Origin of the sequence: Reichenbachiella ulvae, from assembly GCF_025833875.1 — a bacterium.
Taxonomy (GTDB): domain Bacteria; phylum Bacteroidota; class Bacteroidia; order Cytophagales; family Cyclobacteriaceae; genus Reichenbachiella; species Reichenbachiella ulvae.
The window spans coordinates 4,420,111-4,439,902 of record NZ_JAOYOD010000001.1; the positions used below are offsets into that span (position 1 = coordinate 4,420,111).

Annotated in this window: 18 protein-coding genes; 9 read left to right on the forward strand and 9 right to left on the reverse strand. The window is 43.6% G+C overall.

The genetic code is table 11. From position 1 onward, the window contains the following. Positions 1-346: 346 nt before the first annotated feature. From N7U62_RS18020 to N7U62_RS18030, 3 genes are all read right to left on the reverse strand, one after another. Positions 347-1,366, reverse strand: a complete 1,020-nt coding sequence (locus tag N7U62_RS18020; RefSeq protein ID WP_507173223.1) for a glycosyltransferase family 2 protein — start codon at positions 1,364-1,366, stop codon at positions 347-349. Between the two features lie 11 nt (positions 1,367-1,377). Beyond that, positions 1,378-2,262: a lipoyl synthase gene (gene lipA / locus N7U62_RS18025; RefSeq protein ID WP_264139466.1), complete on the reverse strand. Its 885-nt coding sequence runs from the start codon at positions 2,260-2,262 to the stop codon at positions 1,378-1,380. Positions 2,263-2,333: 71 nt separating this feature from the next. Then, positions 2,334-3,035: a hypothetical protein gene (locus N7U62_RS18030; RefSeq protein ID WP_264139467.1), complete on the reverse strand. Its 702-nt coding sequence runs from the start codon at positions 3,033-3,035 to the stop codon at positions 2,334-2,336. Between the two features lie 177 nt (positions 3,036-3,212). Here N7U62_RS18030 and N7U62_RS18035 point away from each other — a divergent pair, with 177 nt between their 5' ends. Together N7U62_RS18035 and cysS are read left to right on the forward strand one after the other, a co-directional pair. Continuing rightward, on the forward strand, positions 3,213-3,677 hold the full coding sequence (locus N7U62_RS18035; protein ID WP_264139468.1) for a YHS domain-containing (seleno)protein: 465 nt from the start codon (positions 3,213-3,215) through the stop codon (positions 3,675-3,677). 81 nt (positions 3,678-3,758) lie between these two features. Further along, entirely contained in the window at positions 3,759-5,249 is a 1,491-nt protein-coding gene (gene cysS, locus N7U62_RS18040) for a cysteine--tRNA ligase (protein WP_264139470.1), read from the forward strand. Positions 5,250-5,595: 346 nt separating this feature from the next. Here cysS and N7U62_RS18045 read toward each other — a convergent pair whose 3' ends face one another. Continuing rightward, positions 5,596-7,536 (reverse strand): monovalent cation:proton antiporter family protein, encoded by a 1,941-nt coding sequence (locus N7U62_RS18045; protein ID WP_264139471.1) that lies wholly within the window; start codon positions 7,534-7,536, stop codon positions 5,596-5,598. Positions 7,537-7,642: 106 nt separating this feature from the next. On the opposite strand from N7U62_RS18045, the gene N7U62_RS18050 reads away from it, so the two are divergent. From N7U62_RS18050 to N7U62_RS18080, 7 genes are all read left to right on the forward strand, one after another. Beyond that, complete coding sequence (locus N7U62_RS18050) at positions 7,643-8,551, forward strand: TIGR01777 family oxidoreductase (protein ID WP_264139473.1); 909 nt, start codon at positions 7,643-7,645, stop codon at positions 8,549-8,551. A 150-nt stretch (positions 8,552-8,701) separates the two neighbouring features. After that, positions 8,702-9,436, forward strand: a complete 735-nt coding sequence (locus tag N7U62_RS18055) for an LOG family protein (protein WP_264139474.1) — start codon at positions 8,702-8,704, stop codon at positions 9,434-9,436. Positions 9,437-9,439: 3 nt separating this feature from the next. After that, complete coding sequence (locus N7U62_RS18060) at positions 9,440-10,357, forward strand: lytic transglycosylase domain-containing protein (RefSeq protein ID WP_264139475.1); 918 nt, start codon at positions 9,440-9,442, stop codon at positions 10,355-10,357. 7 nt (positions 10,358-10,364) lie between these two features. After that, entirely contained in the window at positions 10,365-13,226 is a 2,862-nt protein-coding gene (uvrA, locus tag N7U62_RS18065) for an excinuclease ABC subunit UvrA (RefSeq protein ID WP_264139476.1), read from the forward strand. Between the two features lie 38 nt (positions 13,227-13,264). Continuing rightward, on the forward strand, positions 13,265-14,020 hold the full coding sequence (locus tag N7U62_RS18070; protein WP_264139477.1) for a rhomboid family intramembrane serine protease: 756 nt from the start codon (positions 13,265-13,267) through the stop codon (positions 14,018-14,020). Positions 14,021-14,099: 79 nt separating this feature from the next. Then, complete coding sequence (locus N7U62_RS18075) at positions 14,100-15,134, forward strand: sensor histidine kinase (RefSeq protein ID WP_264139478.1); 1,035 nt, start codon at positions 14,100-14,102, stop codon at positions 15,132-15,134. Positions 15,135-15,136: 2 nt separating this feature from the next. Then, complete coding sequence (locus tag N7U62_RS18080) at positions 15,137-15,862, forward strand: LytR/AlgR family response regulator transcription factor (protein ID WP_264139479.1); 726 nt, start codon at positions 15,137-15,139, stop codon at positions 15,860-15,862. Between the two features lie 4 nt (positions 15,863-15,866). Here N7U62_RS18080 and chrA read toward each other — a convergent pair whose 3' ends face one another. The 5 genes from chrA to N7U62_RS18105 form a co-directional block, all read right to left on the reverse strand. Then, entirely contained in the window at positions 15,867-17,066 is a 1,200-nt protein-coding gene (gene chrA, locus N7U62_RS18085) for a chromate efflux transporter (RefSeq protein WP_264139481.1), read from the reverse strand. After that, a complete protein-coding gene (locus N7U62_RS18090) occupies positions 17,063-18,034 on the reverse strand; it encodes an isopenicillin N synthase family dioxygenase (protein ID WP_264139482.1) in 972 nt (323 codons plus the stop codon). Before N7U62_RS18090 ends, chrA begins: the two co-directional genes overlap by 4 nt. 108 nt (positions 18,035-18,142) lie before the next feature. Continuing rightward, on the reverse strand, positions 18,143-18,835 hold the full coding sequence (gene recO / locus N7U62_RS18095; protein WP_264139483.1) for a DNA repair protein RecO: 693 nt from the start codon (positions 18,833-18,835) through the stop codon (positions 18,143-18,145). A 20-nt stretch (positions 18,836-18,855) separates the two neighbouring features. Beyond that, positions 18,856-19,455 carry a thymidine kinase gene (locus tag N7U62_RS18100; protein ID WP_264139484.1) on the reverse strand — a complete coding sequence of 200 codons (600 nt, stop codon included), beginning with the start codon at positions 19,453-19,455 and terminating at the stop codon, positions 18,856-18,858. 3 nt (positions 19,456-19,458) lie between these two features. Then, positions 19,459-19,782, reverse strand: coding sequence for a 2Fe-2S iron-sulfur cluster-binding protein (locus tag N7U62_RS18105; protein ID WP_264139485.1), 324 nt, complete (start codon positions 19,780-19,782; stop codon positions 19,459-19,461). Positions 19,783-19,792 lie beyond the last annotated feature (10 nt).

Below are 19,792 nucleotides of genomic sequence, written 5' to 3' on the forward strand. Positions count from 1 at the left end.
AACAAACCAATGACGTGTCGCAACCTGAGGATCGCTTTAGATTTCTACAAAGTACCAATGACGGGGAAAGAAATCGACAATGCTTTTCTAGCTAGATTCCTGCCTGTCAACTTTTTATGATCAGACTCAGGTCTATCAAAGGCTAACGATCAAAGAGGGGTAAACCTCTTTGACGTTTAACCCAAAATTATCATTAGAAAATCTATTATATACACAACTCGCTTCAAATCAAACACTTCGTTTCGTTTGACTCAATCACCATAGCGATGCTATGCCTTTTTTACCAAACTTCTTGATTTATTGCGATTTGCGCCTTCATGACGAAGTTCTAAAGACAAATTTGGGTTTAGGCAAAAAACCAATAGTCCTCGACTGGCTTTTTATTCCAGGCTTTAAGCATAGCTTTGATTTCTTCTTTGCCATCGGGGGAGGATACTACGATCATGATCTGAGGATGATCGAGAGTGGGGATCACGTCGAAGTGCTCCATGCGTATGCCGTAGACGTCCTTTCCGATCTTGCGCTCATTGTCGCATACCCAGTGAAAGGTGTCTTGATGATCCAGCAGGATCTTGGCCATGTCTTTGCCATTGCGGCCAGCTCCCCATAGTACAAGGGGTCGGCTTCTGTCTCTATCTAGCTCGTAGAAGAATCGGGTCTTCAGGTCAAAATAGCGGTTGTCCTTGTATTCGTCCCAGGTGCGAGAGATGCGATTGGAGCGGTCGCGCCAGTGGTGCAGCACCACGTCGATCCCAATGATTTTGAGTTGGGCACGGTAGAAGCGAAAGCTCAGGTCATAGTCCTCCGGATAGACGATCGGATCAAAAGCGCCTACATGATCAAAGTCCTCTCGATGGATGATCCATGAGTGGGAGGGGATCACGCATTCGGTATAGATTTCTTCATAGTGGGCGGATCGACGGGCGACATCATTGAGCCAGCGCTCGTAGCGGCGGAAGCCATCTCCTACTTCGCCCTCGTCCACGAAATGTTCTGTGCCACCAGCGATCACATGGCCTTTGCCGTACTTTAGCCATTCCTTGACCAGAATCTCCAGCTTGTCGTGGGGCATCATGTCGTCCGAGTCCATGCGGTTAATCAGCGTGCCTTTGGCTTGTGCATAGGCTACTTGCAGCGTAGGGATCAGTCGGGGACGATCGCTATCAAACACTCGAACCCGAGGGTCCTTCTCGGCATAGCTGCGCAGAATATCTGGAGTCGCATCCGTGCTGTGGTCGTTTACAGCGATCAGCTCCCAGTTGGGGTAGGTCTGTGCCAATATCGAATCCAGACATGCCGGCAGATAAGGCTCAGTGTCCTTGACTGCCATGATGATGGATACTAATGGTGTATGGTTTTCAATCAAAAATCCGGGGATTAGATCGGCACATTGACGTGACGCTCGGCGTGGTACGACGAACGTACGAGAGGTGCAGACTCTACATATTTCAATCCTCTTTTCAGTCCTTCTTCTTTGTACTTGTCGAACTGATCCGGGTGGATGAATTCTGCCACTTCGATGTGCATCTTGGTAGGCTGTAGGTACTGTCCTAGCGTCAGGATGTCCAGACCGTGAGCGACCAGGTCGTCCATTGCCTTGTATACTTCATCCTCTGTCTCGCCCAGTCCCAACATGATACCCGATTTAGTTCTTTGCTTAGCCTCCTTCGTCAATTTGATTTGATCGAGGCTTCTTTGATATTTGGCCTGTGGACGTACTCTTCTGTAGAGTCTTTCGACTGTTTCCATGTTGTGAGACACGACTTCTTGCCCCGCTTCGAACATGCGGTAGAGGGCATCCCAGTTTCCTTTGACATCCGGAATCAAAGTCTCTATGGTTGTTTCAGGCGCGAGTCTTTTGGTGTGGTAGACGGTTTGGTACCAGATTTCTGCTCCACGATCTTTCAGCTCATCACGGTTGACAGAGGTCAGTACCGCATGCTTTACGCCCATGGTTTTGATGGCCTCTGCTACTCGGATAGGCTCCTGCTCGTCGTACTCTGGTGGACGACCGGTGGCCACCGCGCAGAAGGTACAGCTACGTGTACATACATTACCCAGGATCATGAAAGTGGCTGTTCCGGCACCCCAGCATTCACCCATGTTCGGACAGTTACCGCTCTCACAGATGGTATGGAGCTTGTTTTCGTCCACTACCTTTCTCACACTGGCATATTCCTTTCCTACTGGGAGTTTTACTCTCAGCCAATCAGGTTTTTGTCTTTTCTTGGGTTGCTCGTTTACTACCGGTAACTCGATCATGATTTTTTAGCTTTGTGCAAAGAAACACACTAAGCGCATATTTTCATAGTCCGACCTTGTCTGTGTTGGACTTATCTTCGACTTCCGTAGAAAATGGTGATGTAGGCAGAGAGGAAAACGGCCTTGTTGTCTTCGCGCGGCATTAGCTCGATTTCTTTGGTAAAGGCCTCTATCAAAGCTCCTATTTCGAAACCTGTGACATTACTCTTGAAAGCACCCATTTCGAAAAGTAACCCGGCTCGTGCATTGACTCCAAAAGCCAGTTCGGATTCACCTAGTCCTTCAAAAACATGACCGGTTCGCGCAATGGAATTCCAGGTAGGGAAATCTTCGAAGCTAAACTGCTTGCTATCCCCATTGCCATCCTGTACATAGTAGGGTGCAATCACGCCCAAAGTCGGTCCGATCGAGTAGTTAAAGTTGATCTGCACGCCCTTGTCCGGAGCTTTTTTGAATAGCAGGTGATCAAAGCCATATTGAGCACGAATGCTGTAAAGAAAGTTGGACTTACCATAGATAAATTGGCTCTGTCCGTTCGAAATTCGATTTTCTTTTGGATGCTTGACATTCATGAGCTCAAATCCAATGCTTCGAAATTTCTTTTCACCTCTAGCGCTGGACCAGCGAAACATGAAACCGCCAATCAGTCCGCCATTGGTGTTTTTGTTAATGCCCCAGATGAATTCTTTGGTGTATTCATAATTGCCATCTGTCTGGGCCAGTAGGTGTTGACTCAGTAAGAGAAAAGTAAATAGGACAGCAATTTTTTTCATTCATATTCCATTTGGGATTCAATAATAAAGATAAACAAATCGAATTACTAACTTTCGAATTAGCCGGGACTGAAATCTGCCATTTTTGTCTTGGATGGGTTTTGTAAATCCGCTCTGAGCAAAATTGAACGCAACACTATGCCTCTCTCTTCGTTTGCTCAATTTGAATTAAAACTTATGAGAAAGCTTTTCTTTTCCTTTGCTCTTTTGATATTTCTGGCTGCCTGTTCGGAGGAGGCACCAAAAAATAAAATATTCGCCATTCATGGAGTGGCCATAGATGGTTATGATCCGGTTGCCTATTTCGAATCAGGAGAGGCCATCCTTGGCGACCCGAGTTTGAGAGTCGACCGAGGGGATGTGACCTATCATTTTTTAAATGGAGACAACCAGCTACTATTCGAAAAAAATCCTGAAAAATATTTGCCTGCCTATGGGGGCTGGTGTGCTTATGCCATAGCTGAAAACAACACCAAAATGCAGCCTGACCCTACCCTATGGAAGATTCAGGATGGTAAGTTGTTGCTCTTTTATGACGATTGGACTAGCAAGATAACCGGATCGTTGTTGGAGGAATGGGAGACCCAGCCAGAGGAATACGAGGAGAAAGCAGATGCCAATTGGTCTAAGATGCATCCCTAAAGTCAATATTTTGGAGGCATAACTTTTTTCCTTGCCTTCGTATAAGCAATTTTGCAACTTCATTTTAGTAATAGCTAATCGATGCTCAAGGATCTAAGAATCAACAATTCACTTACTGGTAAAAAAGAACTTTTCGAACCCATCCATGCACCCTTCGTGGGGATGTACGTGTGTGGCCCCACCGTTTACAGCGATGTACACCTGGGCAACGTTCGAACTTTCGTCAGCTTTGATGTCATATTTAGATACCTCAAGCATCTCGGTTACAAGGTGCGCTATGTGCGTAATATCACGGATGTAGGACATCTGGTGAATGATGCTGACTCTGGAGAAGATAAAATTGCCAAGAAGGCAAAATTGGAAAACATAGAGCCGATGGAAGTGGTGCAGCGATACACGCAGGACTTTCACATGGTGATGGACAAATTCAATGCCCTGCCTCCGAGCATCGAACCAAGTGCAACGGGTCATATCCTGGAGCAAATAGAACTGATAGAGGTTTTGATCGAAAAGGGACTGGCCTACGAAGTGAAGGGCTCAGTGTATTTTGATGTGAAGGCCTATCAGAAAGACCACGACTATGGTAAGCTATCGGGTCGTAAAATCGAAGATTTGCTGTCCAATACAAGGACCCTGGACGGACAGGATGATAAAAGAGATTCAGTGGACTTTGCGCTTTGGAAGTCCGCAGAGGGTACCGATCACATCATGCGCTGGAACTCGCCCTGGGGCGAAGGATTCCCGGGCTGGCACCTGGAGTGTACTGTGATGGGAACCAAATACCTGGGCAAGACTTTTGATATTCACGGGGGAGGAATGGATTTGAAGTTTCCTCATCACGAATGTGAGCTGGCACAGTCCGTAGGCGCACATGGCGAAGATCCTGTCAAATACTGGTTGCACACCAATATGCTGACCGTCAATGGTCAGAAGATGAGTAAGTCGCTGGGCAACTCATTTTTGCCACACGAATTGTTCTCAGGAGATCACGAGCTGTTGGATCGTCCCTATAGCCCGATGACGGTAAGGTTCTTTATGCTGCAGTCCCACTATGCGAGCACACTGGATTTTTCTAATGATGCATTGTTTGCTGCACAGAAGGGCTACCGCAAGCTGATCAATGGTTTGAAGACCTTGAGAAAAATAGAGGTGACAGATGAAACTGCCGAGCCAAACGAAAAGGCCATCAGTCAAATCAATCAGATCTGTGACAATTGCTATCGTGCGATGAACGATGATTTCAATACGGCACTGGCGATTGGTCATCTCTTCAATCTTTTGAAAAAGATCAACAATGTCTACATACAGAATCTTTCGATTGCCGAAATCGGAAAGGACACATTTGAGCGCATGAAGGAGACCTATGAGTCTTTTGTATTAGACGTACTTGGACTGAAAGAGGAAACCAATGTAGATGTCGATGAGCTGATGGACATCGTGATCAAAGAATATGCTGAGGCGAAAGCAGATAAGAACTACGACAAAGTAGACGCACTCCGCAGCAGCCTGAAGGAACAGGGCATCATGCTCAAGGACATGAAGACAGGAATCGACTGGGCCTACGAAGAATAAATTGGGTAGGCTTTGAATTTCAAGCTTCAAAGATTCATGTTCTAGGTTTCGATGGAATTTGGATGATGATTCTAATGATATTCGCTTATAGCGTTCATAGAAAAGTTAAGGATCAGTCTGTAAAGTTGGGAGGTAAGTAGATCCATACATTTCTATACTTAAAAACTGTTAACCTTAACCATTAACATTAAAGGAAATCATCCAATAAGTTTAATAGGAGCGTTTTTTGGTTAACGGTTGGTGTTATGGTAATAAGTATTCGTCAGATGTTAGGGGGAATGTAAATTCTTAATTTTTCATCTATCCCCCAGAAATACCGACTGATCCAAAGTTAAACCTACATCCATCAATTGAAATGATCGAATTTGAGTTGCATTCGATCCAGACTTTCTTTCGACCCTACAAAAGTCACCACATCTCCCACTCTCAAACGGGTAAAGCCATGTGATATGATCATCTGTCCTGATCTTTGGATGGATAAAATCAAGACATCAGACGGCAATCGAAGGTCTCTGAGGGTGATACCATGTAAACTTGGATCGAGCAATTCCATATCTCTCGTGTCCTGACCAGGCTCCATACCGAGTAGTAGAGAGGTAGCCTGTGGAGATCGAACATAGTGATCCAAAAGACTCACTATGGCTGTAGATGGATCCACAATTCGAACACCCAGAGCCAAAAACTTATCAAAATAGCTTCTGTCATCCAGCCTCACGATCAGATCTGGTGTACCAAAATGTTTGTAAGCCAATTCACAGGCTTCCAGATTTCTTTGATCTGACATCAAGCATACGATGGCTTCAGATTTTTCAGCCTTCATTTCTTTCAGCGAATCGAGACTCACCCCATCGATGTAATTGATAGTGATTCCTGTCGGTTCTTCGATGGAACCTTTTTCTTTTCTAGTGGCGATCTGGACTTTCCATCCATTTTCCATTAACTGACGAGCGAGAGATACGCTCTGAGACTCGAATCCTAATATGATGGCATCTCTCACTCCATCAAACTTGAAAGTGCCTTTGTTTCGGTTTTCGCCGATTTTTGTCAGTGCGTATTTGAATAGTGGCGGCCCGATCACTTCATTGATGACAATGATAGCGATAATGAAGGCAGCAAAAGCCTGCCCGAAATCCGGGAAGCTGTTAGATACTACTGCTGTAAGGCCTAATGCTACTCCCGCTTGAGTGATGTAAGGCATCCATCCCAGGTGAATTTGTGGCCATGGATCCTCTGCCATGATTCCTCCCAAATAATTACCTGCAACTATGGATATCAGTCTTATCAAAAAGAAAATAACAGCTATCAACGAGGCATCCAATAATGCATACAAGGAAAGGCTCGCACCCGTTAGTGTAAAAAATGCCGCATAAATAATAGGGAATGCCTTATCTAGAATCGACAGGAATTCAGGTTTGTTTTTGGTGTAGTTGGTGACGAAGAAACTGGCGATGATGCAGATGATCAGTGGCTCTATGCCCAATTCCGTGCCTATATAGTGTTGTGTATATTCTGCGATAAAGTGGTCAAGTAAATAGACACTATATCCGATAAGAATGATCACTGCCATCTTGAAATGGACAATCACTCTCAGGTTCAATATCCAATTCAAAGTCTGGCCCAACAACCAGCCTAATCCAAATGAGGCGGATAACTCTAATAATAAAATGAGGAGGCTCAGATAGTTAAAATTATCACCGCTGGTAAGACTAAGTGCAAATGAATAACATATCGCAAACAGAATGATGACAAAAAAATCGGTGAGAACCGTCACTCCTAAAACCGTTTGCGTCATTGGACCTTTGGCCCGTAGCTCATTGATAATGGCTATGGCACTTGTAGGTGATCGTGCGACAAAAATGGCACCAGCCAAAATGGATACACTGAGTCGCTCTACAAATTGCATCCCATCCATAAATGGAATGATATCAGAAAAAAAGTAAATGGATGTAGAACCAATACCAAAAGTGAAAAGCAATTGACTGATGGTATTCCACTTTATACTTCTGAATTTTGATCTAAGCTCGCGAATATAAAGTTCCGCACCAGCAGCAAAGGCTATAAAAGAGAGTGCAACCTCATTTACAAAATTTAGTTGAATGGAACTCTCTTTAGGGATAAGATTCAAAACATAAGGGCCGCAGATGATCCCCGTAAACAAAAAACCCGTAATTACTGGTAAATTGATACGTTTAAACTGAGGTGCGATTCTAGAAGCTGCGATGCAAATAATGAGAAATCCAGCACCTAAAACGATCAATTGTTGATAAGACTCCAAAGAGAAATTCATGCAGTGGGTTTTAGTTTTGACTAACTGTTAAAATAGTGAATAACTTTAATAATGTATATCGTTCAACAATTTATATTAACTTAAAAGCTTAAAACAGCTATTTTCTATGATAATCCTTATAACGGGCGGTAATGGGCTCGTCGCTTCTCATTTAACGGCATCTCTTTCATCTAAGGGACATAATGTCAGGCTATTAAGCCGTTCCAAATTTCAACATCTCAGCGCAGAGGTTTTCGAGTGGGACATTAACAATGACTATATCGAAGAGGGTGCATTGGATGATGTGGAAGTCGTTTTTCATCTGGCAGGTGCAGGTATAGCCGATGAAAAATGGACGGAGGAAAGAAAGAAAGTCATTTTGGATAGCCGAGTGGAATCCACCAAATTGCTCTGCCGAAAACTGGCTGAAATGAATAAAAAGCCTCGCGTTTTTGTAGGTGCTTCTGCGATGGGATTTTATGGATACGAAGATTTCTCCCATTGGTCCAAAGAAGGAGACCCAAGTGGAAAGGGATATTTGGCAGACATCACCAGTGCCTGGGAGGAGGCTGCTGATCCTATAAAAGAAATGGGCATCCGTCTGGTTCATGCCAGAATAGGCATGGTGCTGTCGGACCGAGGAGGCGCTTTGATAAAAATGGCTGAGCCTATTCGTTGGCTGGTAGGAGCACCGCTGGGTTCTGGAAAGCAAATTTGCAATTGGATTCATGTGGAGGATCTGGTAGAGATGCTGATCTTTTTCATGAACAATGAAAAAATCGAAGGACCTTACAACGCGGTTGCCAGCAACCCTGTGACCAATGCTCAATTGACCAAGATGATTGCAAGGTCGATCAGGCGTCCACTTTGGTTGCCCAATGTGCCTGCCTTTGTGTTGAAAATTATCTTAGGAGAAATGGCAGAAATAGTTTTGGAAGGTCACCATTTGTCTAATCAAAAGGTCTTGGATAGCGGTTTTCAATTCAAATACGACAATGCCCAAAAAGCTGTGGAGGATATTCTCGCCCCAGACTAAAGCTTACTCTTTTAATTTATAAATTTGCGCGCTCCGAAACTTTGAGAGGGATCATGCAGTATCATTTGTGTCCCCCAAGAGGGAACGGTGTGCATGTGCTCCTGAGAGACTCAATCAACCCGGCATTTGTTTAACCCTAATACATTCCAAATGGCTGAAGAACCAATAAGCGAAGAAACAGAAAAGAAAATCATAAGAGCTTTCAAAAAGAAAGACTGGAACGAAATCAAAAGTATAGATTCATGGGTCATCTTCAAGGTGATGTCCGAGATGGTAGAAGGATTCGAAAAACTGGCCAGAATCGGTCCTTGTGTTTCGATTTTCGGGTCTGCTCGTACACATGAGTCTAATAAATATTACAAAATAGCCGAGGAGATTGGGGCTAAACTGGTGCGTCATGGCTATGGTGTGATCACGGGTGGTGGTCCTGGTATCATGGAGGCAGGCAACAAAGGCGCCAGTAGTGAAAAAGGAAAATCGGTAGGTCTCAATATTGACCTGCCTTTCGAACAAAATGGCAATCCCTATATCGATCAAGATAAGCTGATCAACTTCGATTATTTCTTTGTGCGCAAGGTGATGTTCGTGCGTTACTCGCAGGGATTTATCGTATTGCCTGGCGGTTTTGGTACGCTGGATGAATTGTTCGAAGCATTGACACTGATTCAGACAGAAAAGATTGGAGAGTTTCCCATCATCTTAGTTGGTAAAGAATACTGGAGTGGATTGGTAGACTGGATCAAGAATACTCTTTTGGATCAGTTTGAAAATATCAGTCCTGATGATATGGATTTGTTTCACGTGGTGGACACTGCTACTGAAGCTGTAGATGTGATCGATGATTTTTACAACAAATACAATCTGTCACCGAATTTCCTGATCTGATTTATGCCTAAAGAACTGAGATACTTATTGATCGGTGCAGTGCTTGGAGGGTTAGTGGTTTACTTTTTAAGGCCCGAACCCGTAGCGCAGCAGGTGCAAGTGCCTCAGGTCTTAGAACCTCAGATCAACAATGGAACTATCGCTGGATATTCACTTCCGGATAGCATCACGTTTGCTGGGGAGCGGGTGCCTATGGAGCGTCCGGATGTAAGAGAACGACTCGATCGCGAAGTTCAAGTCAATGCCTTTTGGCACTCCAATGCTATCATCCTGATCAAAAGAGCTCATAAGTGGTTGCCTTTGCTTGATTCTATTCTGGTGGCAAATGAGGTTCCTTCAGATTTTAAGTATCTGGCTGTAGCGGAGAGTGGATTACAAAATGTGATTTCACCCGCTGGGGCAGTAGGCTTTTGGCAATTTTTGAAAGGAACAGCAGGAGATTTTGGGCTGATTGTAAATGGTCAGGTGGATCAGCGATACGATCCGATAGCGGCAACTGTCGCGGCTTGTGATTATCTCAAGTGGTCTTATGAGAGATTAGGCAATTGGACGATGGTAGCGGCTTCTTATAACATGGGTTTGACGGCTACCAGAAGGGTGGTCGAAAATCAAAGGGCAGAAAGCTACTATGACATGAATGTGAGTGAAGAACCCTCTCGATATGTATTTCGGATCATCGCTCTCAAAAATCTTTTAGAGAATCCAGAGCTTTTTAGCTTTCAGGTTGACGAAGAGGATTTATATCAATTTCCAGATACCAAAAGTGTTGTGATTGATTCTTCCGTTTCGGATTGGAATGATTTCGCAGCGCAATACGATATGTCATATTATCAGCTCAGACAGTTGAATCCATGGATTAGGGATTATAAATTGACCCTGCGAACTGGGCAGAAGTACACAGTGCTGGTAAAGAATAATTAGAAGAATAATGCAGGCAGAAAAAACTAGCGAGAAAAAGCTCAATCTGGATTTGGACCACACAGAATATCTGGAGGTCTATGGTGCCCGCGAGCACAACCTCAAAAATATTGATGTCAGCTTCAAGCGAGATCAGCTGGTAGTGATTACCGGGATTAGCGGCAGTGGAAAATCTTCCCTGGCCTTTGATACGATCTATGCGGAGGGACAGCGACGATACATGGAGAGTTTTTCTGCCTATGCTCGCAGCTTTTTGGGAGACATGGAGCGTCCAGATGTCGATAAGATCAATGGGCTCTCGCCAGTGATTTCTATCGAGCAAAAGACGACTTCAAAGAACCCTAGATCTACCGTAGGGACAGTGACTGAGGTCTATGACTTTATGCGTTTATTGTTTGCTCGGGCGGGAATCGCTTACTCCTACATCACAGGAGAAAAGATGGAAAAGCAAACGGAGGAGCAGATCCTCAACCATGTGATGTCCTATTTCGACGGACAGAAGCTTTCCATCCTGGCACCAGTCGTGAAAGGTAGAAAGGGGCACTACCGCGAACTGTTTGTGCAGATTGCCAAAATGGGCTTTACAAAAGTGAGGGTCAATGGCGAGATGCTGGACGTAGTACCTAAGATGCAAGTAGATCGCTACAAAACGCACGACATAGAAATTGTGATCGATCGTGTGATTGTAGGAGAAAAGGATCATGCACGTATCAATGCTTCATTGAAAACCGCCATCCAGCATGGTAAGGGGATCTTGATGGTGATTGATGAAAATGGCAAAGATCACCACTTTTCTAAACATCTGATGGATGCCAAATCAGGATTGGCATACGATGACCCTGCTCCCAATATGTTTTCTTTCAACTCGCCCTATGGTGCCTGTCCTGAATGTAACGGGCTGGGGATGATTGAAAAGATAGAAGAAATCAACATTATTCCGGATCCTTCACTCAGTATAACCAGAGGTGGTTTTGCTCCATTGGGAGATTATCGTGACATCTGGATTTTCAAAAAAATAGATGCGATTCTAAAGAGGCATAATTATAAATTGACCACCCCAATCAAGGATATCAAAAGAGAGGTGCTGGATATCTTGCTTTATGGAGCTGATGAACCAGTAGCAGTTAGCTCTAAGAAATACCCGGGCACTGATTGGAATACAGAGTTCGAGGGTATCATTCATTTTCTGGAAAAACAAAAGGATAGCGGGACGGAAAAAATTCAGAAGTGGATCAAAGATTTTACCTCCAGTTCTACTTGCCCTACCTGTGAGGGAGCCAGGTTGAAAAAGGAATCGCTACACTTTAAGATCGCTGACAAAAATATTGCGGAGCTAGCTACTTTGAACATCGAGGCATTGGCAGAGTGGTTCGATGGCGTTGAGGAGCGATTGAACGAGCGTCAAAATATCATCGCCGCAGAGATACTGAAAGAAATTCGCAAGCGTCTAGGTTTTTTGCTGGATGTAGGCTTAAACTATCTGGAGCTCAACCGTCCGCTCAGAACGCTGTCTGGGGGAGAAGCCCAGCGAATTAGGCTAGCTACTCAGATCGGTACGCAGCTGGTAGGTGTTCTTTATATTTTAGATGAGCCGAGTATCGGCCTTCATCAGCGAGACAATGTCAAGTTGATCAAAGCGCTGCAAGACCTGCGTGATCTTGGCAATACAGTCATCGTCGTGGAGCATGACAAGGACATGATGTTGGATTCGGACTACATCATCGATATTGGTCCTGGAGCAGGAAGACACGGTGGACAGATCGTTGCTCAGGGTCACCCCAAAGATTTTGTGAAAACAAAAACCACCACCGCTGGCTATTTGAATGGAGAGCTGAAAATTGCTGTTCCAGAAAAGAGAAGGGAAGGCAATGGTACCCAAATTGACCTCAAGGGTGCTACGGGTCACAACTTGAAGAATGTTTCTATTTCCCTGCCATTAGGGAAGATGATAGCGGTGACAGGAGTTTCTGGAAGTGGTAAGTCCTCCCTGATCCATGAGACCTTTGTGCCTATTCTCAATAAGAAATTTTATCGATCCAAAAAGGAACCGCTAGCCTATGAATCAATTGACGGTATAGAGCATATCGATAAAATCATAGAGGTAGACCAATCGCCTATCGGTCGTACACCGAGATCGAATCCGGCCACTTATACTGGCGTGTTTTCAGACATCAGGAGTTTATATACACAATTGCCCGAGGCAAAGATCCGTGGATATAAACCTGGTCGTTTTTCATTCAACGTCAAAGGAGGTCGATGTGAGACTTGCGAAGGTGCCGGGATGAAGCTGGTTGAAATGGACTTTTTGCCTGACGTCTATGTGCCATGCGAAACCTGTAAAGGAAAACGCTACAATAGGGAAACACTAGAGGTTCGGTTCAAAGGGAAATCCATCGCCGACGTACTGGACATGACTGTTGAGCAGGCAGTGGAGTTTTTCGAGCATCAGCCTAAAATCGTTCGTAAAATTAAAACGCTAAATGATGTTGGACTGGGGTATTTGACCTTGGGACAGCATGCTACAACGCTTTCTGGAGGAGAAGCTCAGCGTGTAAAACTGGCAACCGAGCTATCCAAGAAAGATACGGGAAAGACATTTTATGTATTGGACGAACCTACCACCGGTTTGCACTTTCAGGACATTAAGCTCTTGTTGGATGTGCTCAATATTTTGGTCGAAAAGGGAAATACAGTGATGATCATCGAACATAATTTGGACGTGATCAAAGTCGCTGATTATATCATCGATTTAGGCCCAGAAGGTGGAGTAGGAGGAGGAACCATTGTAGGTCAAGGTACTCCGGAAGAGATCGTAGCATTAAATAATTGTTACACAGCACAATTTTTAGGACCAGAGTTATCTCAATCTTAACAAATTAACTTGTTTTGCAACACAAATACATTTAGCAATTGGAGGCATTAAAAGAGAAGCAGGAAGAGAAGTACAACAAGCGTTGGGTTCCCTATCAATGGCCATGGACTGATAAGTACGGCAATAATATCACTTCAATTAAGGAGTGGTTGATTTCTAGGAAATTTACAGTTAGCTATCTCGTCATTGCATGGACGATTTTGGCCATTTTTGGATATGCTGCTCGTCGCAATTGCGATGGCCCCTGGGAAATTCAGTTTATGTGTGAGATGACCATGTGGATGGAACAGTTCCGAACGGATTTCTGGCATTTTCTGATGACATGTTTTACCACCGCTTGGTTTCACAATGATCCACAGCACATTTGGTTTGTGACTTTGTTTGGCTTTTTGTTTCCCGTCCAGTCTTTCGAAGAGCAGCATGGAACCTGGAATACAATAAAATTGTATTTTGCTTCTTACCTGTTTATTGGTCTATATACAGGATCACTTTTCAATTTCCTTCAATTGTACTGGCCAGACACACACTTTGTGAGTAATGGATTTAACAGAACCTGGATGGGAGGTTCCGTTGGGATCTTTGCTATTATTGGATCTCTTTCCTATTTCAGTAGCAAGAAATGGTTCTTATGGGCGATGGTTACGGTATTCGAAGTCTTCAATATGACAGTGATCGGCAACAATGTTCATATCTCCTTTATCCATATTTCATGTGCATCTTTTGGATGGGTATATAGCTGGGTGTGGGACACATATTTCCTTCAAAAGAAAAAATTAGCGACTCAAACCGCGTAGTAAAACAAGGAATTTACCGTTGATCAAAAAGCGAGAATGTCATTTCTCGCTTTCATGGGATTTGCGCTACCTTGGCAATATGACTAAGCATAAGATTTATTGGCTCTGTCAGATTTTGGGTTGGTCCACCTATGGACTACTCAATTTTGGCATTTATTTTATCCAAAGTGGGAAGCTGGATGGAAGAGAATTTACCATAGCCTTGAGTCAAATCTTTTTTTATGTTGCTTCCTCCCATCTACTGCGAACCATCATCAAGAGAAGGGGCTGGAGTACTTACCCTATACTTAAGCTTTTGCCATTGATTCTCGGGAGTAATTTGGCTCTTGGGATTGCCAATTATTTCTTTTTGCTGTTGGTTTCCTTTCTTTCAGGCCTTTTGATGGTTTCTGTAGAATTTCGAATGGTCAATATCATTTTTGGGATTTTGGGACCTACTGCCATGTACTGTCTTTGGTCTCTGGTTTATTTTACCTATCATTTTTTCGAGCAGCACAATAAGAACCTACAATATCAAGCGGTGATCCGTGAGGCTGAACTGCAGCAACTCCGGTCTCAGTTGAACCCTCATTTTATTTTTAATGCATTGAACAGTATTAAGGCCCTGGTAGATGATGAACCTAAAAAATCAAAGATGGCCATAACCCAGCTTTCGAGTATGTTTAGAAATACGCTGAATGCTGAGAAAAAGCGACTGGTGAGACTAGAGGAGGAGATGGAAACCGTCAATGCTTATCTGGGCCTGGAGAGCATTCGATTTGAAGAAAGGCTGGCTGTGCGTATCGATTTGGAGGAGGATACTCTGGGGTGCTTGATTCCTCCGATGATGCTACAAACGCTAGTGGAGAATGGTATCAAACATGGCATTTCCAAATTACGAAATGGAGGTAAAATTATTATCTCCACTAAATCTGAAGGTGAGCGTTTGATTCTACAAATCAGAAACTATGGTCGATTGGAAGAAAATCAGGTTTTAGAAGATGGACATGGTACAGGCTTGCAGAATACAAAGGATCGGCTTAATTTGATATACGAAGACAGGGCTTCCTTCCGAATCTTAAATGAGGAAGAAGGACTGGTCTTAACAGAAATCATTTTACCCAAAGAATACTGACCATGAAGGCAATCATCATAGATGACGAACGGCTTGCAAGAAAAGAGTTGAATTCTCTGCTGCAGGAACATAGTGAAATAGAAATAGTAGGTGAAGCTGCGCATGCAGACGATGCTTTAGAGCTGATTGATCAGCTGCAGCCCGATTTGATTTTTTTAGATATTCAGATGCCAGAGAAGACGGGTTTTGATCTATTGGCAGAGTTGGACCGTGCACCTCTTGTTGTTTTTACTACTGCATATGATCAGTACGCTATCAAGGCTTTTGAGGTGAATGCATTTGACTATTTGCTGAAACCGATTGAGCCAGATCGTCTTTCTCGGGTGATTCAAAAGCTTTTGGATAAATTCAGAAAAGACCAACAACAGGAGAGTCAAGTACCCACGAATAAACTATCGCTGAGTGATCAGGTATTCGTAAAGGATGGGGAGAAATGTTGGTTCGTAAAGCTCGAAAAGGTGCGCTATTTCGAATCTGACGGAAACTATATCAAAGTGTTTTTTGATACGGTGCGTCCCATGATTCATAAGTCATTAAATGCATTGGATGAAAAGTTGGATGAAAAGTCCTTCTTTCGTGCCAGTCGCAAACACATCATCAATCTAAGTTGGGTAGAAAAGATTGAACCCTGGTTTAATGGTGGATTGATGGTGGAATTGAGAGGAGGTGACAAGGTCGAGGTAAGTCGAAGACAAGCAGCCAAGTTCAAAGAGAAAATGAGTCTTTAAGCCATCAAAGTACGATCCCCAGAATTAATCCGCCGATGATCAAAACAGGTGTTGGGATTTTGGTGAAAAGTAAAATCAGTATGGTTGAAAATATGATTCCGATATTCAAGTATTGCTCATAAGCTTCCGGAGTGGTTTTGAAAAGTGGGATTGCTAGTAAGACAGCTGCAGCCACGATCATCCCTGAACTCACAGCATTTACTCCGTCCAGTGAGGCCTTAACTATTCTGAATTTCTTCAGTTCATCCCAAAACCGAATGACAAAGAAAATCAAAAACGCACCGGGTAGAAAGACACCTACTGCCGACAAGAATCCGCCCAAATATTGTCCGAAAATACCATAATCCCGCATGGATACCGAACCTACAAACCCTGAAAAGGAGAAAACCGGCCCAGGCACTGCCTGAACCAAGGCATAGCCAGAAAGGAACTCTTCGGAGGTCAGATACTTTTTAAACTCCACAAACTCAGTGTAAAGGAAAGGTACCAATACTTGCCCTCCACCAAATATCAAACTGCCGATCCGATAAAAATTTTCAAACAGATCGATACCTCTCCATTTGGTCACCGCACCAATACCCGCAGCTAATAGCAATACAGCTCCCCAAAGAATGAAATTCGACCATTCGATTTTGATTCCTTGCTTCTCTTCTTTTTGGTGTCTTTTGTAATTAAACCCTGTGATCGTTCCCCCTACCAATATAAGTATCGGAAAAACATATGGCGTTCTGAAAATGAAACTACAAATAGCGGAGACTACCATGAGGCCAGCGGCCAGACGGGTATTCACTACTTTTTTGATGATGAGGTAGGCAGAATAGGCGACTATCCCAACAGCCATCGGTTGTATGAATCTTGTAAAATCCAGCGAGATATTGTACTCCTCCAAGGAGGAAATCATGACACCAGCAGTAGACATGATGATAAATGCCGGAATGATCCAGACCAGCAACGTGAGATATGCAAGGTTGGGACCACCTACTTTAAAACCAATCGCAGTAAGTGTTTGGGTGGACGTAGGTCCTGGTAAAAAAGAACACAAGGCATGCAGTTCGATAAAATCCTTTTCGTCCAGATAGCCCCGCTTCTTTACCATCATATCCAGCATCATAGCAAAATGGGCCTGTGGTCCGCCAAAAGCAGTCACCGCAAGAATGATTACGTCCTTTAAAAAAATGTAATATCGAACCTTCTTGAATGTCATTTTTTCAATCCTATTTCTGTCAGTCGCTGGTGTAAAAATTCGCCGGCCGTCATGTCATCGAATTCTTTGGGATGGTTTTCGTCGATGCAACTTTCCAGACAAGTTAAGTCCATTTCGGCACGTGGATGCATAAAGAATGGAATTGAGTAGCGGGAACTTTTCATCTGCTCTTTAGGTGGGTTGACTACTCTATGAATGGTTGATTTTAATTTGTTGTTGGTGAGGCGCGCAAGCATATCTCCTACGTTTACCACGATTTGTTCGGGCAATGCGGTGATCGGTATCCATTTGTCATCTCTTCTTTTGACCTGGAGCCCATCTGCACTTGCACCCATTAGTAGGGTGATCAGGTTGATGTCTCCATGCTCTGCCGCTCTTACCGCATCAGCAGGTATTTCTTCTGGATTTTCGATTGGGAAATAATGGATAGGACGCAAAATGCTGTTGCCATTGTGAACCCTGCTTTCGAAATAATTTTCTTCAAGCCCCAGATACAAAGCAATGGCTCGAAGCATGTGCTTGCCAGTAGCTTCCAGTGTTTTGTAGGCTTCTGTAGCAGCCGCTTCAAAATCCTCAACTTCAGCTGGCCAGACATTGTCAGGGTAGTTTTCTTTGATAGCATCTCCATCTTCTACAAACTGTCCTACATGATAAAACTCTTTCAAATCACCTGTTTTTCGGCCTTTGGCGTGTTCTTTTCCTTTTCCGACATAGCCACGCTGACCGAATAGCTCTGGTATTTCATATTTAGTTTTTACCTCTTCAGGGAGAGAAAAGAATTTTTCGATCGAATCATAGAGTTTCTTAACCAATGCATCAGAAAGCCCATGATTTTTGATCGCTACAAAACCGATGTTGTTATAAGCATGGCCTAATTCTTCCACAAATTGGGCTCTTTTTGCTTCATCTTCTGATAGAAAATTGGCTAGGTCTAAGGATGGTACTTCGTCGTATAATTGATCGCTCATGCGTGGGTTGTTAAGGATTAATGTTCAAAATGAAGGGACGTATTCACAAAAAGAGGTCTATCATTCTTCAGGGGTTAAATTAATATATCTGCAGCAAACAGAATATATCTATCTAAATATTTGAGATAAAACAGCCATGGATTTTAACTCACCAAAGCCTTCGATATGTTGCAGATAATAGTTGATCATATAGCTGAGACAGTCTTTCCTCAATTTGTTGTCCATGATTTGGACTTCATGGATTTCGCTGCGGTTCATATGGATGATGGTCTGATATATCTCTTCAAAACTCGTGTTGACCCTCTGCAAAATATTGTCTCGTTGCAGGTCTCTGATCTCATGGATCCCAAATCCGATGAAGTGGGTCAGGTGAACCATCAAGTAGATATGAAGACTCTCAAAAGAAGTTGGCCTTTGGTCTAGCTCCATAATGAAATGGCAGAGAAATTCGAAGACAACCCCTCTCTCATCTTCTTCCTTGAGCACTTTGGATAGCAATTCGGTCACAAAGAGTGCCACCGAGGATTTTTTGACCTCAAAAGGGATACTTGTAAAAGTATAGGCTGATTTGTATTCTGAGATACGCTGGAGTTGGTCTTCTTTGTTGTTTTTGTGATAGACTACCATGTCCAGCAGAGTAAGGGGCTGCATCAATGCGAGTCCTTTTTTGGATCGGGCGCTTCTGACGCCATTGATGATGTAGGATTGCAAGCCAAACTCGGCCGTATAAATCCTTGCTATAATAGAGGTCTCCTTATATTTGATATAGTTGAGAACGATCCCTTTGGTCTTATGCAGCATAGCCGTCCCCGGATTATTTGTTAAGGTTTGTTAGGATCAAAATCCTCGTAAAAGCATTTGCGACACCTAGCTTCATAGGAATCCGCTTCTCCTAGCATCACCTTGTCCTTCGAGTCAGATAGCCTAAAGGAGAAGGAAGCAAGGCTGCCACATTTCATGCAGATAGCACGTACTTTGGTCACATATTCGGCGATCCCCATGATGGATGGGATGGGACCAAATGGCTCTCCGCGAAAGTCCATGTCCAAGCCAGCCATAATCACTCGTTTACCTTTATTGGCCAGTTTACGAGAGACATTGACCAGTTCCATATCAAAGAATTGTGCTTCGTCTATACCCACGACATCTGAGTTACCGGCAAGTAGGAGAATGTCACTGGCGAATTGAACAGGAGTAGAGCGGATGGAATTGTCATTGTGCGAGACTACATCACTTTCGTGATAGCGTTTGTCTACTGCTGGTTTGAAGATTTCCACCTTTTGATTGGCGATAACGGCTCGATTCAGCCTTCTAATTAGTTCTTCGGTCTTTCCTGAAAACATCGAACCGCAGATCACTTCGATCCATCCCGTTTGAGCTCCTTTAGAGCTGCTTTGGTCTATGCCCGGTTCTATAAACATCGATTAGTTGGAGTAATTGAGGTGCATGAATTTATTTTCTTCCGCCACACGGATGACCACATCTCCCTGAATCTTGCATTGGCATGCCAGTCTTTCATTTTCTTTGAGTCGATCCATATTCTTGAATTTAATCTCAGCAGCTGTGAGTTCCGAAAAATGCTCTAAACCTTCTTGCACCTGAGCCCTGCAGGTCGTGCACCTGCCCTTTCCTCCACACGCAAACATCCAATCCACTTGATTTTCATGAATGATTTCCAAAAGATTTTTGTTTTCTTCGTTGGTATAAATTTCCCTGTTGTGGAGGTTTTGTATAACGATTTTCGGCATATTCTATAAC

Excerpts from the sequence above, each read along its gene's own strand:
- lipA (WP_264139466.1), bottom strand. The coding sequence starts at position 2,262 with ATGATCGAGTTACCGGTAGTAAACGAGCAACCCAAGAAAAGACAAAAA.
- N7U62_RS18030 (WP_264139467.1), bottom strand. The coding sequence starts at position 3,035 with ATGAAAAAAATTGCTGTCCTATTTACTTTTCTCTTACTGAGTCAACAC.
- N7U62_RS18035 (WP_264139468.1), top strand. The coding sequence starts at position 3,213 with ATGAGAAAGCTTTTCTTTTCCTTTGCTCTTTTGATATTTCTGGCTGCC.
- cysS (WP_264139470.1), top strand. The coding sequence starts at position 3,759 with ATGCTCAAGGATCTAAGAATCAACAATTCACTTACTGGTAAAAAAGAA.
- N7U62_RS18045 (WP_264139471.1), bottom strand. The coding sequence starts at position 7,536 with ATGAATTTCTCTTTGGAGTCTTATCAACAATTGATCGTTTTAGGTGCT.
- N7U62_RS18050 (WP_264139473.1), top strand. The coding sequence starts at position 7,643 with ATGATAATCCTTATAACGGGCGGTAATGGGCTCGTCGCTTCTCATTTA.
- N7U62_RS18055 (WP_264139474.1), top strand. The coding sequence starts at position 8,702 with ATGGCTGAAGAACCAATAAGCGAAGAAACAGAAAAGAAAATCATAAGA.
- N7U62_RS18060 (WP_264139475.1), top strand. The coding sequence starts at position 9,440 with ATGCCTAAAGAACTGAGATACTTATTGATCGGTGCAGTGCTTGGAGGG.
- uvrA (WP_264139476.1), top strand. The coding sequence starts at position 10,365 with ATGCAGGCAGAAAAAACTAGCGAGAAAAAGCTCAATCTGGATTTGGAC.
- N7U62_RS18075 (WP_264139478.1), top strand. The coding sequence starts at position 14,100 with ATGACTAAGCATAAGATTTATTGGCTCTGTCAGATTTTGGGTTGGTCC.
- N7U62_RS18080 (WP_264139479.1), top strand. The coding sequence starts at position 15,137 with ATGAAGGCAATCATCATAGATGACGAACGGCTTGCAAGAAAAGAGTTG.
- chrA (WP_264139481.1), bottom strand. The coding sequence starts at position 17,066 with ATGACATTCAAGAAGGTTCGATATTACATTTTTTTAAAGGACGTAATC.
- N7U62_RS18090 (WP_264139482.1), bottom strand. The coding sequence starts at position 18,034 with ATGAGCGATCAATTATACGACGAAGTACCATCCTTAGACCTAGCCAAT.
- recO (WP_264139483.1), bottom strand. The coding sequence starts at position 18,835 with ATGCTGCATAAGACCAAAGGGATCGTTCTCAACTATATCAAATATAAG.
- N7U62_RS18100 (WP_264139484.1), bottom strand. The coding sequence starts at position 19,455 with ATGTTTATAGAACCGGGCATAGACCAAAGCAGCTCTAAAGGAGCTCAA.
- N7U62_RS18105 (WP_264139485.1), bottom strand. The coding sequence starts at position 19,782 with ATGCCGAAAATCGTTATACAAAACCTCCACAACAGGGAAATTTATACC.